General features: G+C 68.1%; 19 protein-coding genes. 12 read left to right on the top strand and 7 right to left on the bottom strand.

The window, feature by feature from the left end:
* The first annotated feature begins 275 nt into the window (after positions 1-275).
* Complete coding sequence (locus HNP98_RS17335) at positions 276-1,667, top strand: MATE family efflux transporter (protein ID WP_173811437.1); 1,392 nt, start codon at positions 276-278, stop codon at positions 1,665-1,667.
* A gap of 64 nt (positions 1,668-1,731) precedes the next feature.
* A complete protein-coding gene (locus HNP98_RS17330) occupies positions 1,732-2,295 on the top strand; it encodes a DUF922 domain-containing protein (RefSeq protein ID WP_173811436.1) in 564 nt (187 codons plus the stop codon).
* Between the two features lie 215 nt (positions 2,296-2,510).
* Here HNP98_RS17330 and HNP98_RS17325 read toward each other — a convergent pair whose 3' ends face one another.
* Both HNP98_RS17325 and HNP98_RS17320 read right to left on the bottom strand, forming a co-directional pair.
* Positions 2,511-2,855, bottom strand: coding sequence for a tRNA-binding protein (locus HNP98_RS17325; protein WP_173811435.1), 345 nt, complete (start codon positions 2,853-2,855; stop codon positions 2,511-2,513).
* 112 nt (positions 2,856-2,967) lie between these two features.
* Positions 2,968-3,363, bottom strand: coding sequence for a DUF4296 domain-containing protein (locus tag HNP98_RS17320; protein ID WP_173811434.1), 396 nt, complete (start codon positions 3,361-3,363; stop codon positions 2,968-2,970).
* A 36-nt stretch (positions 3,364-3,399) separates the two neighbouring features.
* Between HNP98_RS17320 and HNP98_RS17315 the strand changes: the two genes are divergently transcribed.
* The 6 genes from HNP98_RS17315 to HNP98_RS17290 all read left to right on the top strand — a co-directional run bounded on the left by HNP98_RS17315 (position 3,400) and on the right by HNP98_RS17290 (position 8,505).
* Positions 3,400-4,302 (top strand): DUF58 domain-containing protein, encoded by a 903-nt coding sequence (locus HNP98_RS17315; protein WP_173811433.1) that lies wholly within the window; start codon positions 3,400-3,402, stop codon positions 4,300-4,302.
* Positions 4,244-5,221: a hypothetical protein gene (locus HNP98_RS17310; protein WP_173811432.1), complete on the top strand. Its 978-nt coding sequence runs from the start codon at positions 4,244-4,246 to the stop codon at positions 5,219-5,221. Before HNP98_RS17315 ends, HNP98_RS17310 begins: the two co-directional genes overlap by 59 nt.
* A 54-nt stretch (positions 5,222-5,275) precedes the next feature.
* A complete protein-coding gene (locus HNP98_RS17305) occupies positions 5,276-5,932 on the top strand; it encodes an MOSC domain-containing protein (protein WP_173811431.1) in 657 nt (218 codons plus the stop codon).
* 83 nt (positions 5,933-6,015) lie between these two features.
* Entirely contained in the window at positions 6,016-6,588 is a 573-nt protein-coding gene (locus HNP98_RS17300) for a DUF1572 family protein (RefSeq protein WP_173811430.1), read from the top strand.
* 44 nt (positions 6,589-6,632) lie between these two features.
* Entirely contained in the window at positions 6,633-7,661 is a 1,029-nt protein-coding gene (locus HNP98_RS17295) for a VWA domain-containing protein (RefSeq protein WP_173811429.1), read from the top strand.
* 151 nt (positions 7,662-7,812) lie between these two features.
* Entirely contained in the window at positions 7,813-8,505 is a 693-nt protein-coding gene (locus tag HNP98_RS17290; RefSeq protein WP_173811428.1) for a YggS family pyridoxal phosphate-dependent enzyme, read from the top strand.
* A gap of 59 nt (positions 8,506-8,564) precedes the next feature.
* Here HNP98_RS17290 and HNP98_RS17285 read toward each other — a convergent pair whose 3' ends face one another.
* Entirely contained in the window at positions 8,565-9,155 is a 591-nt protein-coding gene (locus tag HNP98_RS17285) for a BLUF domain-containing protein (protein WP_173811427.1), read from the bottom strand.
* 298 nt (positions 9,156-9,453) lie between these two features.
* On the opposite strand from HNP98_RS17285, the gene HNP98_RS17280 reads away from it, so the two are divergent.
* Positions 9,454-9,828: a DUF423 domain-containing protein gene (locus HNP98_RS17280; RefSeq protein ID WP_173811426.1), complete on the top strand. Its 375-nt coding sequence runs from the start codon at positions 9,454-9,456 to the stop codon at positions 9,826-9,828.
* 104 nt (positions 9,829-9,932) lie between these two features.
* Here HNP98_RS17280 and HNP98_RS17275 read toward each other — a convergent pair whose 3' ends face one another.
* The 4 genes from HNP98_RS17275 to HNP98_RS17260 all read right to left on the bottom strand — a co-directional run bounded on the left by HNP98_RS17275 (position 9,933) and on the right by HNP98_RS17260 (position 13,061).
* Entirely contained in the window at positions 9,933-10,397 is a 465-nt protein-coding gene (locus HNP98_RS17275) for a DUF1573 domain-containing protein (RefSeq protein WP_173811425.1), read from the bottom strand.
* Positions 10,398-10,580: 183 nt separating this feature from the next.
* Positions 10,581-12,011 carry an ATP-dependent DNA helicase gene (locus HNP98_RS17270; protein WP_173811424.1) on the bottom strand — a complete coding sequence of 477 codons (1,431 nt, stop codon included), beginning with the start codon at positions 12,009-12,011 and terminating at the stop codon, positions 10,581-10,583.
* Positions 12,012-12,141: 130 nt separating this feature from the next.
* Positions 12,142-12,618 (bottom strand): CdiA C-terminal domain-containing protein, encoded by a 477-nt coding sequence (locus HNP98_RS17265; protein ID WP_173811423.1) that lies wholly within the window; start codon positions 12,616-12,618, stop codon positions 12,142-12,144.
* Positions 12,615-13,061, bottom strand: a complete 447-nt coding sequence (locus tag HNP98_RS17260) for a PaaI family thioesterase (protein ID WP_246275192.1) — start codon at positions 13,059-13,061, stop codon at positions 12,615-12,617. The genes HNP98_RS17265 and HNP98_RS17260 overlap by 4 nt, the downstream gene beginning before the upstream one ends.
* Positions 13,062-13,256: 195 nt before the next feature.
* Between HNP98_RS17260 and HNP98_RS17255 the strand changes: the two genes are divergently transcribed.
* From HNP98_RS17255 to HNP98_RS17245, 3 genes are all read left to right on the top strand, one after another.
* Entirely contained in the window at positions 13,257-13,856 is a 600-nt protein-coding gene (locus tag HNP98_RS17255; protein WP_217425818.1) for a DUF4126 domain-containing protein, read from the top strand.
* 90 nt (positions 13,857-13,946) lie between these two features.
* Positions 13,947-14,459, top strand: coding sequence for an NUDIX domain-containing protein (locus HNP98_RS17250; RefSeq protein WP_173811422.1), 513 nt, complete (start codon positions 13,947-13,949; stop codon positions 14,457-14,459).
* A gap of 48 nt (positions 14,460-14,507) precedes the next feature.
* On the top strand, positions 14,508-15,386 hold the full coding sequence (locus HNP98_RS17245) for a DUF3822 family protein (protein ID WP_173811421.1): 879 nt from the start codon (positions 14,508-14,510) through the stop codon (positions 15,384-15,386).
* Positions 15,387-15,427: the final 41 nt, after the last annotated feature.

Here is a 15,427-nt window from a genome sequence, read left to right as displayed (position 1 = left end):
GCAGGGAGGAATCGGGTTGCGGGCAAGTCACGCATTTGTTAACAAATTACTCCCCCGTGTTTCGCATGAGTCAACGCCGCGGCGGGGGCCGCCGGGCGGCCGCACGGGGCCCGCGGGGCGCGGGGCTACCTTTGTGGGCCCCGCCGGCCCGCTGCCCGCGGGGCCAGTTCCGCGCCGCTCGGCTTGAAGCAGTCGGGCGCAAGCAAACAGGTTGTCAGTTGCTCGTTGTCAGTTACTAGTCAATAATTTACCTTTTTACTGACAACTGATAACCAATGCCCAGCAACTTAAAAGAACACTTCCGCCCCACCCTGCTCCTGGCCTACCCCGTCGTGCTCTCGCAGCTCGGCCACGTGCTGGTGGGCGTGTGCGACTCGGCCATGGTGGGCAACCTGCCCGGGGCGGGCACCGCGTCGCTGGCCGCCATCAGCGTGGGCGTGAACAGCACCAACGTGCTCCTGATGCTGGGCATCGGCCTGAGCCTGGGGGCCGTGCCCCTGGTGGCCGCCGCCGACGGCCGCCGCGACGCCCCCGCCCTGCGCCGCCTGCTGGTGAGCGGCGTGTGGCTCTGCGCCCTGGCCGGGCTGGCCCTGGCCGGCCTGGCCGAGCTGGTGCCGCGCCTCATGCCCCGCCTGGGCCAGGTGCCGGCGGTGGTGGCCCTGGCCACGCCCTGGGTGCGGGTGGTGGGCTGGTCGCTGCTGCCGCTGATGGTGTTCCAGGGCTTCCGCGAGTTTGCCGAGGGGCTGGGCCTCACCCGGCAGGCCATGTGGCTGTCCATCGGGGCCAACGCGGTGAACGCGCTGCTCTGCTACGCCCTCATTTTCGGGCACTGGGGGGCCCCGGCCCTGGGCCTGATGGGCTCGGCCTGGGCCACGCTCATCGCCCGGGGGCTGATGGCCGCCCTCATGGCCGGCTACGTGCTGCGGGCCGAGCGCCTGCGCCCCTACCGCGCCGCCGCCGCCGCGTGGCTGCGGCCCGACCTGCCGGCCCTGCGCCGCCTGCTGGCCCTGGGGGCCCCCATCGGCGGGCAGATGATGTTCGAGGTGGGCGCGTTTGCCGCCTCGGCCCTGATGATTGGCTGGCTGGGCACCACCCCGCAGGCCGCCCACCAAATCGCCATCAACGTGGCCTCGGTCACGTACATGGCGGCCAGCGGCATCGCGGCGGCGGCCACCATCCGGGTGGGCCGCCTGCGCGGGGCCGGCGACGCGGCCGGGGCCCGGCAGGCGGGCTTCGCGGCCTACTGGCTGGCGTTCGGCTTCATGGGCAGCATGGGGCTGCTGCTGGTGGGGGGCCGCCACCTGGTGCCGCTGCTCTACAACCACGACCCGGCGGTGCTGGCCCAGGCCAGCACGCTGCTGCTCATCGCGGCCGCCTTTCAGGTGTCGGACGGCTTGCAGGTGGTGGGCCTGGGGGCCCTGCGCGGGCTGGAGGACGTGCGGGTGCCCTCGCTGGTGGCCCTGCTGGCCTACTGGGCGGTGGCCCTGCCGCTGGGCTACTTCCTGGGCTTTCGGCTGCACCTGGGGGCCCCGGGGGTGTGGGCGGCCCTGCTGCTGGGCCTGAGCATCGTGGCCGCCGTGCTGCTGCGGCGCTTCCGCCGCGAAACCCGCCCCGGGGCCCCGCTGCCCGCCGGCCGCGCCCCCGCCCCGGCGCTGCTGGAGGCGTAGCGGCGCGACACTTTTTGGGCCCGGTTGTTGTTTTGGCGGCCTTCCAATCAGGAATTACCCCGCTATGCGCACCGTTTTTTTAGGAGTTATTTTGTTGATGGCCGCGGCGGCCGACGCCCACGCCCAAGCCCCGGCCAAGCCCGCCCCGGCCAAGCCCGCCGGCATTCCTTGGGCCGCCGGCCGGCCCCTCACCTGGGCCGATTTTCAGGGCAAGGCCAAGTACGGCGAGCCGGAAGCCGCCCTCACTTCGGCCGACCTGCTTTCGGGGGCCCAGTGCCGCGACTACGTGTTTTCGGCCACCGTCACGCCCACCTTCGACCCCGGCACGTCGTGGGTGCGCGACGCCAAAGTGGCCACCCCCGCCCTGCTCCGCCACGAGCAGTTGCACTTCGACCTGACGGAGGTGTACGCCCGCCGCCTGCGCCAAAAGCTCAGCGCCGTCCAGTTCGACTGCGAGAAGCTGCAACCCACTTTCAACCGCCTCACCAAAGCCGTGTACGACCAGTGGAACGACGAGGAAAACCGCTACGACCTCGACACCAACCACGGCCTCAACGCCGCCAAACAGGCCCTGTGGGACCAGAAAATCCAGCAGCAATTGGCGGAGTTGAAGGCCTTTGCTTTGTAAAATCGGTGGTGCCCGCCACAAGGCAGTTTGCGGAAACGGGGGGTAGAGACGCGACACTTCGCGTCTCAATCACTGCCCGGTTGCCGTTCAACGCTGAATGTTCAACGATGAACGTTCATCGCCGAGACGCGAAGTGTCGCGTCTCTACCGCCGCCGGCCGATACTCACGTTTCACTTTGTGGCAAGCGCATAACTGCTAACCTGTGGCCAAAACTCTACACCAGGCGGCTGCCGTTGGGCACGGGGCCGGCCACGGCGGCCAGCACGATGTGGCCCTCGGCGTCGGCGAAGCCCGTGACGAGCACTTCGGACAGGAACCGGCCGATTTGCTTGGGCGGAAAGTTGACCACGGCCAGCACCTGGCGGCCCACCAGGTCGGCGGGCGCGTAGTGGTGGGTGATTTGGGCGCTGGAGTTTTTCAGGCCTATTTCGGGGCCGAAGTCGATGCGCAGCTGGCAGGCCGGGCGGCGGGCCCCGGGCAGCGGGCGGGCCGCCACCACGGTGCCCACGCGCACGTCCACGCGCAAGAAATCGTCCCAGCTAAGTTCGGGGGCAGGCATGGCAGGGGCTAAATAGTCAGCTAAAAGTGAACGCGCATAGGCTGCTCGCCAAAAACCTGTTAATCAAAAAAATAAGCCAACAGCTGGCAGCTAAAAGCTAATGGCTGGTTACCTAATACGGCCGGGGCGGCGTGGGGGGCCGCTTGGGGTCGAGGCGGTGGGTGCGGTGCTCGAGCGAATCGATGACGGCCCCGTAGATGTCGTCGAGGTCCTTGCCGTGCGTGCCGTAGTAGCGCACGCTGTGCTGGAACGACGAGTCGGTCAGCTGGTTGCTCCAGAAGATGCTCTTCTGCTGGGCCAGGAACAGGGCCCGGGCCGAGTCGGGCTTCATGGCCGCGTTTTCGACCCGCGCTTCGAGCAGGTGCAGTTCGACGAGGGCGGCCACCAGCTGGGGGCGGGGCACGAGGTCGGCGGGGCGCAGGGGGTCTTCGGGGCGCTGGCAGGCGGGCAGGGCCAGCACCAGGGCCAGGGCCAGGGCCAGCGGCCAGCGGCGGCGGGAGCGGTTCACGGGGCCCAAGTTACGCCCGGGCCGTAGCTTGCGGCCATGAACGCCGCCGCCCCCCCGGCCCTCACCGCGCTGGTGCGCCGCCTGCGCCACCTCGAAATCCGCATCCGCAAGGCCGTCGAGGCCCAGGTGCAGGGCAACGCCCGCTCCATCCTCAAGGGCACGGGGCTGGAGTTCGACGACGTGCGCCTCTACCAGTACGGCGACGAGGTGCGGGCCATCGACTGGGCCGTGAGCAGCAAGGGCCACGGCACGTTCGTGAAGACCTACAAGGAAGAAAAGGAGCAGCAGACCCTGGTGCTGCTCGACGTGAGCGCCTCGCTGGCGGCCGGCCCCGCCGCCCGCCGCAAGCTCGACGTGGGCCGCGACATCGCGGGGCTGCTGGCCCTGGTGGCCGCCCGCCAAAACACGCCGCTGGGCCTGCTGGCGTTTTCCGACCAGAAGGAGCTGTACCTGCCGCCGGTGAAGGGCCTGCGGGCGGCCTACGCCCTGGTGCAGCGCCTGTTTGCCCTCGAGCCCCGGGGCCGCCGCACGGCGGTGGGCGCGGCCGTGCGGCAGGCGCTGGGCCTGCTGCGCCACCGCAGCCTGGTGGTGCTCGTCTCCGATTTTCTGGACCAGGGCTACGAGCGTGAAATCGCCCTGCTGGCCCGCCGCCACGACCTGGTGGTGGTGCAGCTGCACACCCCGCGCGAGCAGCGGCTGCCGGCGCTGGGCATCGTGCCCCTGCGCGACGCCGAAACCGGGGCCACCCGCTGGGTGAACACCTCGGCCCCCGGCTTCCGGGCCCGCTACGCCGCCGGGGCCCAGCAGCACGGGGCCCAGCTGGCCGCCCTCTGCCGCCGCCACCGCGCCAGCTTCCTGGCCCTGAGCACCGAGGACGATTTTGTGCCGCCCCTGGTGGCGCTCGTCCGCCACCGCAACCGCGCCGGGCACCGTGGGTAGCGGGCGGGCGCGGTGGGGGGCCCTGGCGCTGGCCGCGGCACTGGGCGGCCCGCCCGGGGCGGCGGCCCAGGCCCCGCCGGCGGGCCGCCCCGAAGGCCGGTTTTTGCGGCCCACCACGCGCGTGGGCCAGCCCCTCGACTACGAGCTGCGCTACCGCCACGACCCCGCCGAGGAAGTGGTATTCCCCGATTCGCTGGCCCGCTTTGCCCCGTTCGAGTACGTGGGGCGCACGTATTTTCCCACCGTCACCCGCCGGGGCCAGAGCCTCGACCGGGCCGTGTACCACCTGCGCACGTTCGCGCTGGCCCCGGTGCAAACCCTGGCCCTGCCCGTGGCCGTGCTGCGCGGGGCCGACACCCTGGCCGTGCGGCCGGCCCCGGCCGCGGTGCGGCTGCTGGCCACGGCCCCGGCTTTTGGCGGCGGGGCCCTGCCGGTGCTGCGGGCCGCCACGGCCCTGGCCCCCGTGCCGCCGCTCTTCAACTACCCCTACTGGCTGGTGGGCACGGGGGCCGCGCTGCTGGGCCTGGCGGGCGGGGCGGCGCTGTTTCGGCGGGGCCTGCGGCGGCGCTACGAGGCCTACAAGCGCCGCAAAAACCACCGCTACTTCCTGGCCCAGTTTGCCCGCCACGCCGAGCGCTTCACCCTCTCGCGCTCGGCGGCCAACGTGGAGCGGGCCGTGGCCCTGTGGAAAAACTACCTCGCCGGCCTCGAGAACAACGCCCTCAATTCCTTCACCACCCGCGAAATCGTGGCGTACTTCGCTAACGACGACGACGTGCGCCGCGGCTTGGCTACTACCGACCAAGCCATTTACGGCAACGCCCTGGCCGACGACGACGAGGCCGACGTCGAGCGGGCCTTCCAGCGCCTGCGCGTGTTTGCCGAGCACCGCTACGCCGTGCGGGCGCGGGCGGCGTAAGCCCCCGGGACATATCCCGCCAACAATTAATTTTCCATCCTCCCCCCCCGCCCCATGCAGATTGTATCCGTCAACGTCGGCCTGCCGCAGGAGGTCGAATGGCAGGGCCAAACGGTGCGCACCAGCATCTTCAAGCAGCCCGTGGCCGGGCCCGTGCAGGTGCTGGCCGAGCACCTGGCCGGCGATGGGCAGGCCGACCGGCGCGTGCACGGCGGCCCCGACAAGGCCGTGTACGCCTACCCCCTGGAGCACTACGCCTTCTGGCGGCAGCACGTGCCGCCCGAGCTGCTGGTGCCGGGCGCGTTCGGCGAGAACCTCACCACCACGGGCCTGCTCGAAACCGATGCCCGGGTGGGGGCCCGCTACCAAATGGGCACCGCCGTGCTGATGGCCGTGCAGCCGCGCCAGCCCTGCTTCAAGCTGGGCATCCGCCTGCGCGACGCGGGCCTGGTGCGGCGCTTCGAGGAGGCGCGGCGCAGCGGCATCTACTTCCGCGTGGTGCAGCCGGGCGTGGTGCAGGCCGGCGACGCCATCACGCTAATCGAGCCGGGGGATGTTGCCGCCACCATCCAGGACATGGGCGACGCCCGCGTGCTGGCCACCCCGGACCTGGCCAAGGTGCGGGAGCTGCTGCGCGTGCCCTCCCTGCCCCCTTCCTGGCGGACACGACTGGCGGCCCTGCTGGCAAATGACGGGGCGGTTCAGGGCTGAGAGATTAAAGTTGAAAGCTTAAAACCCAAGCGTTTTGAGTTGAGATAACACCGTTTCGTTCCCCGCCTGCCGCTTCCCAACCCATGCCCAGCGACTTTCTCCCCAGCGCCCGCAAGCAGTTCGCGTACTACCAGCTGCTCGGCGACCAAACCCTGGCCCAGGTGCCGCCGGCCCAGCTGTTCTGGCGGCCCCACCCGGCCAGCAACAGCATCGCCTTGATTGTAAAGCACCTGTGGGGCAACATGCTTTCGCGCTGGACGGACTTCCTGACCGCCGACGGCGAGAAGCCCTGGCGCGACCGGGAAGCCGAGTTCGACCCCGACCTTGCCGACCCGGCCCAGGTGCTGGCCCGCTGGCACGAAGGCTGGGCTTGCCTGTTCGGGGCCCTGGACGGGCTGACGGAGGCCGATTTGGGCAAGGCCGTCTTCATCCGTCACCAGGGCCACACCGTGCTGGAAGCCGTCAACCGGCAGTTGGCGCACTACCCCTACCACGTGGGGCAACTGGTGTTTTTGGGCAAGCTGATTTGCGGCGACGCCTGGCAGTCGCTTTCCATTCCCCGGGGCCAGTCGGCGGCCTACAACGCGGAGAAATTTGCCCAGCCGCCCCACCGCGCCCACTTCACCGACGAGCTACTCGGGGGCCCGGCGCAGTAGCGCCGGCGCGGCGGGCGCTACGGCCGGCGCTTACTTTTGCGCCGATGAGCGGCTACCCCGATTTTTTGCGCTATGCCACGCTGGCCGGCTACCAGTGGCAGCACCCGGCGGTACTGCTGCTCATCGGGGCGGTGCCGCTGCTGTTTTTGCTGCGCCGGGGCCTGGCCCACCGCTGGCGGGCCCCGGTCACGGTCACGCTGGCCCCCGGGGTGGCCCCCGGCACCGGGGCGGTGGCGCTGCTGCGCTTCGTGCCCGACGCGGTGCTGGGCCTGGCCCTGGTGCTGGCCCTGGTGGCCGCCGCCCGCCCCCAGCGCACCGACGAGCGGGTGGAGCAAACCGGCCGCGGCATCGACATCGTGCTGGCCGTGGACGTGTCGGGCTCGATGGAAATCCAGGACCTGCGCCCCAACCGCCTCGAAGCCGCCAAGCGCCTGGCCACCGCCTTCGTGAACCGCCGCGCCGGCGACCGCCTGGGCCTGGTGGCCTTCGCCGGGGCGGCCTACTCGCTGGCCCCCCTCACCACCGACTACGACCTGCTGCGCGAGAGCCTGGCCAGCCTCCGGCTGGGCCTGATTGCCGACGACGGCACGGCCATCGGCACGGCCCTGGGGGTGGCCATCAACCGCCTGCGGGCCTCCACGGCCCGCTCGCGGGTGTGCATCCTGCTCTCGGACGGCGAGAACACCGGCGGGGCCCTCGACCCGCTGCTGGCCGCCCAGCTGGCCCACGCCTACGGCATCCGCCTCTACACCATCGGGCTGGGCAAAGACGGCTTCGTGCCCTTCGGCCAGGACTCGACCGGCCGCCCGCGCTTCGTGCAAACGCGCCTCGACGAAACCACCATGCGCGAGCTGGCCCTGGCCGCCGACGGCCAGTTTTTCCGGGCCACCGACAACGCCGCCCTGCGCCAGGTATTTGCCCGCATCGACGGCCTCGAAAAGTCCGACATTCGCCAGCTGCGCTACCGCAACACCAAGGATTTCTACCGCCCCTACCTCGGCCTCAGCATCGCGCTGTGGCTGCTGTGGCTGGCCCTGAAAAGTACGTTCCTAAGCAACCCGCTGGAAGATTAGCTGTCGTCAGATGACTAATGGCGGCGCCGCCGTTGGGCTGTTACGCCCATTGTCAGGCCGTCGTGCTCATCTGGCGTCCGCGCAGTCGAAGCATTATACTTGACATTTGACCCCGCTGGCAGCCCCCCCTACCCCATACTACCTTTGCCCCATGCCCAGCATTGCCGACAACATCCATTCGTTCGAAGAAAAAATAGCCGGCACCGGGGCCCGGCTGGTGGCCGTGACGAAAACCCACCCCGTGCCGCTGCTGCAAGAGGCCTACGCCGCCGGCAGCCGGCTTTTTGGCGAAAACCGGGCCCAGGAAATGGCCGAGAAAGCCCCCCAGCTGCCGCCCGACGTGGCGTGGCACCTCATCGGCCACCTCCAAACCAACAAGGTCAAGTACATCGCCCCGTTCGTGCACACGGTGCAGAGCATCGACAGCCTGCGCCTGCTGCAAGAGCTGGACCGCCAGGCCGCCCGCCACGGCCGCGTCATCCAGGGCCTGCTGCAGTTCCACATCGCCCGCGAGGAAGCCAAAACCGGCCTTTCCCCCGCCGAAGCCGAAGAATTGCTTGCTTCCCCCGAGTTTGCGGCAATGCAACACGTGCGCCTCACCGGCGTGATGGGCATCGCCACCAACACCGACGACGCGGCCCAGGTCCGCCAGGAATTTGCGCAGCTGCGCGGCTACTTTGAGGCGCTAAAAGCCCGGTACTTCGCCGATGATGCCGAGTTCCGCGAAATCTCGATGGGCATGAGCGGCGACTACGCCCTGGCCCTGGCCGAAGGCAGCACCCTGATTCGGGTGGGCAGCGCCATTTTCGGCAGCCGCGGGTACCCGCTACCGCCGGTTTCTTAGCCTGGCAGCGCCGCAGCATTTCGGCACGCGCGCGGCCGACGGGGCCCGCCGGGGGGGCCTCAGATGGTTGCTTCTTCTTCGACAGCAAAGGCCCGCAGCAAGGCGCAGAGGTACGGGTCTTTGCTAACCAATGCCTGGGTTGACTCCGTGTAGAGGAGGTCGAGGGCCTGCTCGACCTCCTGCTTTTCCACGTAGCCAAAGTCCATGCTCCAATCCGCAAAATAGCGGCGCGGGCCCAGTCCTTCGCGTATGGTCAGCAGCTGCGTGTGCCGGGGGTCCTGCTGAATGTTGGCGTACAGCGTGCGGACGGCATTCTCCGGCCCTTCCAGTACTTGCACGAAGCAGCCGTCGCTGTACAAGAGCAACCCCGTGATGCCGTGCGCGGCGTTGTAGTGCCGCGACTTGTTGAGCAACGCTTGGAGTTGAGTCACGCTCCACGGCTCCGCGGTCCGGCTGCGGTAGAGCACTTGGTAGATGCTTGCGTCCAGTGACTCCAATACTTGGTCAACGGTCAGCTCGCCCTGCTGGTAGCGGGCCAGCAGCTGGCGCTCGTAGCGCTGGGGGGCTATCGGTGTATTCGCCGTGAGGGCGATGACGTAGGCTACGGCGCGGCGCCGTTCGGCTTCAGTGAGCGGAGTGAGTTGTTCCATCGTTTTTTTTTAGTTGTGTCACACAAGATAGTTAAATTATGTCATAATTAAATATAATAATGCAAAAATTCTATTACAAACGGTTCGAACATCCACTCGTCAAAAACGTTGAGGATACCTTGGGGCACCCATTCTTTTGGGCATCAGCCAGGGAGTACGCGCTTCGTTTCCCTTGCCGGGCAGACGACTGCGCCTTGGCAGCGGGCCGCGCCGATAATCCGCGTCGAAAGGGTGGCCCGCACCCGCGCTTTTTTGTCCTTTGCAGCAATCTTTCCTAACGATTTTCGGCTTCTTTTAAATGACTGCACGACTGCTTATTCAATTCGCCGCCGGCCTGGGCCTGCTGGGCGTGGCCATCGGGGCCTTCGGGGCCCACGGGCTGCGGCCCATGCTCGAAGCCTCGGGCCGCTTCGACACCTTCGAGACCGCCGTGCGCTACCAGTTTTACCACGCGCTGGCCATGCTGGCGGTGGGCGTGCTGTGGGCCCTGCGGCCCGAGCTGCGCCTGGGCCTCGCCGGCACGTTGTGGCTGGCGGGCGTGTTCGTGTTCAGCGGCTCGCTGTACGCGCTGTGCTTCACGGGCGTGAAAGCGCTGGGGGCCGTGGCCCCGGTGGGCGGCCTGCTGCTCATCGGCGGCTGGCTGAGCCTGCTGCTGGCCGTGCGCAGCCTGTAGGGCTGGGGGCCGGGCTGGGTTTCACCCGTAATTTTTGCCCATAAAAAAGGCGACCTGCTTGCGCGGGTCGCCTTTTTGGGCTCAAGCCAACGAGGGGCTCGACCTTACTTGTTGGCTTTCTTGGCGGCGTCGGCTCCTTTGGCGGCGGCCGTCGTGCCGGCCTCCTTCACTTCGCCTACCAGCGACACGGTGGTGTTGCCCGCAGCGGCGTTCGACTCGATGGTCAGCACTTTGTTCTGCATGCCCATTTTGCCGGCCGAGTTGAAGTGGGCGGCGATGGTGCCGGATTTGCCGGGCGCTACCGGGTCCTTGGTGTACTCGGGGGTGGTGCAGCCGCAGCTCACGCCGATGTTGGAGATGATGAGCGGCTGGGTGCCGGTGTTCTTGAACTTGAACACGTGGTCCACGATACCGCCCTGGGCCACGGAGCCGAAGTCGTACTTCGACTCTTCGAAGGTGATGGCGGGGCCGGTCGTTTTGGCGGCGGCCGCGGCGGGCTTCGTGGTTTGGGCCTGGGCGGTGAAGCCGGCGGCGGTCAGGCTCAGGGCGAGCAGGAGTACTTTTTTCATAATCGAAGGGAACAGGTTAGGAAGTGGGAGGTGACAAATTTAACGGTTTCGGTGGGCTTGGCAAATCTGCGGCCAAAACCCGGGCCGGCCGCGCCCAGTGCCCCGGCCCGGCAATTTTTGCCCCAACAGCGGACCCGGCCCTTAAATTCCGACCCGCGGGAAATGGGGCCCGGGGCCCGGTCCTCAGTCCTCCACCGGCGGGTCGCTCACCAGGCGCTGCTGGAAGTTGAGCAAAAACAGCCGCTCCGAGGCCCGCGTGATGGCCGTGTACAGCCAACGGGCAAACTCGCCGGCCAGCGGCTCGTCGGGCTTCAGGTAGCCGTGGTCCACGAACACGGCCTGCCACTGGCCGCCCTGGGCCTTGTGGCAGGTGAGGGCGTAGGCAAATTTCACCTGCAAGGCGTTCAGGTACGGGTCTTTGCGCATTTCTTTGTAGCGCTCGGCCTTGGTTTTGAGGTGGGCGTAGTCGGCGGCCACGGCTTGGTAAAGCTCGTTGTTGCGGTCGGCGGGCAGGGCGGGGCTCTCGGTGTGCAGCGTGTCGAGCAGCAGCTTGATTTCCAGCTCCGGCTCGTCGGGGTAGTCCACGAGCCGCACCCGGGCCTGGGCGAAGTGGAAGCCGTACAGCTCCTCGCGCCGCATCACCTTGCTGATTTGCAGGAAGTCGCCGTTGGCCAGGAAGCCGATGTCGGAGTCTTTTTCGAGCCAGTAGTAGTTGTTGCGCACCACCATCAGGTAGTCGCCGCCCTCAATCTCCTCCTCGGCCTCGAACAACGCTCGGCGGATGAGCTGGTTGTACTGGTTGGCGTTGCGGTTCGAGCGGCAGATGATGGTCGTGTTCTCGTGCCCGAACTCGCGGTAGGCCCAGCGCAGGCCGTCCTCCAGCTTGTCGCCGCCCATCTTGAACATGTCGCGGAAGCCCTGCGTGTGCAGCTGGATGTTGGGCACGGGCTGGCGCAGCTCCTCGCGCAGCTCGGTGGCGTTCACCAGAATGCCCGAGTTCAGGGCCTGGCGCATCACCTGGCGCAGTTCCACGGTGCCCACCTGGGCCCGGAAGCGGTGGGCCAGGCCCTCGGGGTCGAGGGCCGGGCTCAGGAGCTGGCCCACCGGCGGCAGCTGGGCCGTGTCGCCAATCAGCAGCAGCTTGTTGGTCTGCTTCTCGAACACGAAGTTCATCAAATCGTCGAGCAACCCGGTTTCGCCGAACGCCTTCTCGTCCGAAATCATCGAGGCCTCGTCCACGATGTAGAGCATCTGCTCCACCCGGTTGGGCTGCCGCTGGAAGCTGAGCCGCTCGGCCGGGGCCCCGGAGGTTTGGCGGTAGATTTTCTTGTGAATGGTGCTGGCCGGCACGCCCGCGTAGGCCGCCATCACCTTGGCCGCCCGGCCCGTGGGGGCCATCAGCGTGTACTTGCGCTGGAGCTGGTGCAGCCACTGCACCAGGGCGCTGATAACGGTGGTTTTGCCGGTGCCCGCGTAGCCGCGCAGCACAAACACTTTGCGCCCGGGCAGCTGGTCGCGCAAAAACTCGTCGAGCTTGGCAAAGAGCAGCGCCTGGTCATCGGTCGGCTCGTAGGGGAAAAAGTCGCGGACGGACGGGTGGCGAACGGAAAGCATAAATTTTTGATGTTTGCACTGCAAGTATCGCAAGCGTAACAAGTATTGCAGGCATTGCGTATATTTGTAATGGATGGGGTGAAAGCCCTGACCCCCCGGGGAGACGCAGCATGCTGCGCTCCCCATTTTTTTAGCCCATTTTTCCGCGGAAGGTGTTGTTTAGAATCTCCTGTCGCGTGAAATGATGTAACGCACTGGGCAGCAGGATAGCCACTTCCACGATGTTTACGGCACGCCTAACACGACCGTGGATAGCCTGCTCCAATAACTGACGGTCAAGCTCTTCCGCTACCTGAATCAGCACGCGGGCCGCTTGCCGGCTTGCTCCGCGCAAGGCTTTGTCAATGGCATTGGCAGTACGACCTTCAGGCACTTTAAATTCCCATTCCATTCCGTCGCGGGTGGCGTCCGGGCTTTTGATTCCCTGCAAATCGTACACCGGCAGTAGCTGCACCCGTTCGCCCCGGGCCGCCAAAAAGAAGGCAATGGGGATGTTCTGGCGGCTTTCCAGCTTGCCGTGGGTTTCGTGCATATCCACAAAGCTGCCATCGGCTCCTTGAAATAACCGGAAGTATCTGTCCGGCGGCTTTTGAAGCAATGGCTTCATGCCGCCGGTTCAATCACGGCCATCGTGGCCGAGGCCTTGGCCACCAGCTTGCCGTCGCACCACACCTCGGCTTCGCAGAAGTGCAGCCGGCGGCCGGCTTTCAGCACCCAACCGATGGCGGTGAGGCGGGCCCCCACGGCGGGGTGCAGGTACGACACGCGCAAATCGGCCGTGACCACGCCGAAATCGTCGGGTACAAGGGTAACGGCGGCGAAGCCGGCGGCCAAATCGGCCATCGTGGCCACCATGCCGCCGTGCACGAAGCCGCGCTGCTGCTGGTGCCGCTCGCCGATTAGCAGCTCCGCTTCGATGCGGCCGGGGGCAATGGCCGTCAGCTCGGCCCCCACGAGGTGCATGAAGTGCTGGCGCTCCAGCTTGCGGCGAATGCGGGCTTCGAGGTCGGCGGGGGTGCCGGGGCCGGGCTGAGAAGAGGCGGGATTCAAGAGTGAAGAAGCGGGCGACGTTTGTACTGTTTTGTACCCGCCGTATTTTTTAAGAGCGCTTAAGAACTTAATCCAGGAGTTTTGCCGGGCTTGGGGGCCCACCCTGGGGCCGGACAAAGATAGGCGGCGGCCGATGGCGTACCTTCCGCGCTGCGCCAGCCCCTGGCTTTCAACGTTCTTATTTCCTTGCCTGCGATGGAAACCCTTCCCCTCACCGAGTACTTCGTGGCCGGGGCCCTGGGCCTGGGGCTGGCCGCCAGCAGCGGCTTCCGCGTGTTTGTGCCGCTGCTGGCGGCCAGCGTGGCGCACCACTTCGGCTGGCTGCCGGCCGCGCCGGGCTTCGCGTGGCTGGGCACCTGGGCGGCCATGCTGGCGCTGGGGGCCGCCACGGTGTTCGAGGTGCTGGGCTACTACCTGCCGGTGGTCGACAACCTGCTCGACACGCTCACCACGCCGGCGGCCATCGTGGCGGGGGCCCTGCTCATGACCTCCTCCCTGCCCCACCTCGACCCGGTGCTGCGCTGGGGGCTGGGCATCGTGGTGGGCGGCGGCACGGCCGGGCTGGTGCAGGGCGGCACGGCGCTGCTGCGGGCCGGCTCCACGGCCGCCACCGGCGGCGTGGCCAACCCCGTGTTTGCCACCCTGGAAAACGGGCTGGCCGTGGGCGGCACGGCCCTGGCGCTGCTGCTGCCGGTGGTGGCGGGCGTGGCGGCGGTGGCGCTGGTGGTGTTTGGGCTGGGGCGGGTGCGGCGCTGGCGGCAGCGGCGGGCGGCCCGGCGCAGGGCGGCGGTTTAAAGCTCCCGGGGGCCGTTTTGTCACCCTAAGCGCAGCGTTTGCGTACAGGGCCCGCGCCCGACCTGCTTCCGGGCCTTTTTTTGCGCCGCGATGCCCGATTCCCCCGCCCTGCCCCCCGACCCGCTGCTCGCGCTCTACACCGGCAAGGTGCGCGTGCGCGTGGGGGGCCTGCTGCTGCACGAAGGCGGCCTGCTGCTGGCCGCCCACCGGGGCCTGCTGCCCCTGGGGGCCCCCTTTTGGTCGCCGCCGGGCGGGGGCTGGCAGTTCGGCGAGAGCCTGCACGAAGCCCTGGTGCGCGAGTTCCGGGAGGAAACTGGGCTGGCCGTGCGCGTGGGCCGCTTCCTGCACCTGCACGAGTTCCGGCGCGACGGCCTGCAGGCCCTGGAGCTGTTTTTTGAAGTGCTGGCGGCCGGCGATGCGGCCCCCGCCCCGCGCCTGGGCCACGACCCCGAGCACGCCGCCGGGGCCCAACTGCTCACTGAACTGGCCTGGCACACGCCCCGGCAGCTGCTGGCCCTGCCACCGGCCCACGTTCACCCCGTGCTGCGCGGCCTGCTCAGCGTAGACGACCTGTTTGTGCCCCAGCTGCACTTCGGGGGGTAGGGCCGGGGGCCGTATCTTGCGGCCGCCCTTCGGCTTTTTGCTCCGCCCGTGCCCGCTTCCGCCGCCCTTTCAACTGCTCCCCACGCGCCCGCCGGCGCGACGCCGCTGCTGCGCCTGCGCGACGAAACCTTCGACGCCCACCAGCTCGCCGCCTACAACCTGTACCTCACCGTGGGGGGCGGCCGCGTGCGCATGGCCGCCATCGAAAAGGCCCGCCAGTCGTTTGTGCTGCTCGAAGACCACGCCCTGCCGCCCGGCGGCCTGCCCGCCCTGGCCGCGGCCCACGACTGCCTGGGCCGTGCCGGCTGGCACGCCGTGCGCCTGGCCACCACCGGCGGGGCCTTCACGCTGCTGCCGGCCGCCCTGTTCCGGCCCGGCGACGAAGCCGCCGCCCTGCGCCTGCACCACGCCCTGGCCCCCGCCGAAGCCGCCTACGCCCGCCCCCACCCGGCGCTGGAACTAGTGAACGTATTCGCTGCCGACGCGGCGCTGGCCGATTGGCTGGCGGCTACCCACGGGCCCGCCGGGCAGCTGCTGCACCACACCAGCGGCCTGCTGGCCGGCCTGGCCCACCAGCGCGACGCGGGGGGGCCGCGCCGGCTCTACCTCAGCCTGGGCCACCACGAGCTGGCCCTGGTCGTGCTCGGCTCCCAACTCGAATACTGCAACGTGTTCGCCTTCGCCACCGCCGAAGATGTGCTCTACTACACGGTGCTGGTGATGCAGGAACTGGGCCTGAACCCCGACCAGGACGAGCTGACCGTGTGGGGCGAGCTGACCCACGACTCGGCCCTGTTCACGCTGCTGCGCAACTACGTGCGCCACGTCCGCTTCGGCCCCCGGCCCTACGACCTGTTCTACAGCTACCGCTTCAACGAAGTGTTCGACCACCGCTACTTCGACTTGTTCAGCCTGCACTTCATTTAGTTATGGGTTTTGAATTATGAGTTATGAGTTGAATAATGTGT

The organism is Hymenobacter caeli (genome assembly GCF_013294115.1).
GTDB classification, from domain to species: domain Bacteria; phylum Bacteroidota; class Bacteroidia; order Cytophagales; family Hymenobacteraceae; genus Hymenobacter; species Hymenobacter caeli.
This window is presented reverse-complemented; position numbering and strand designations above follow the sequence as displayed.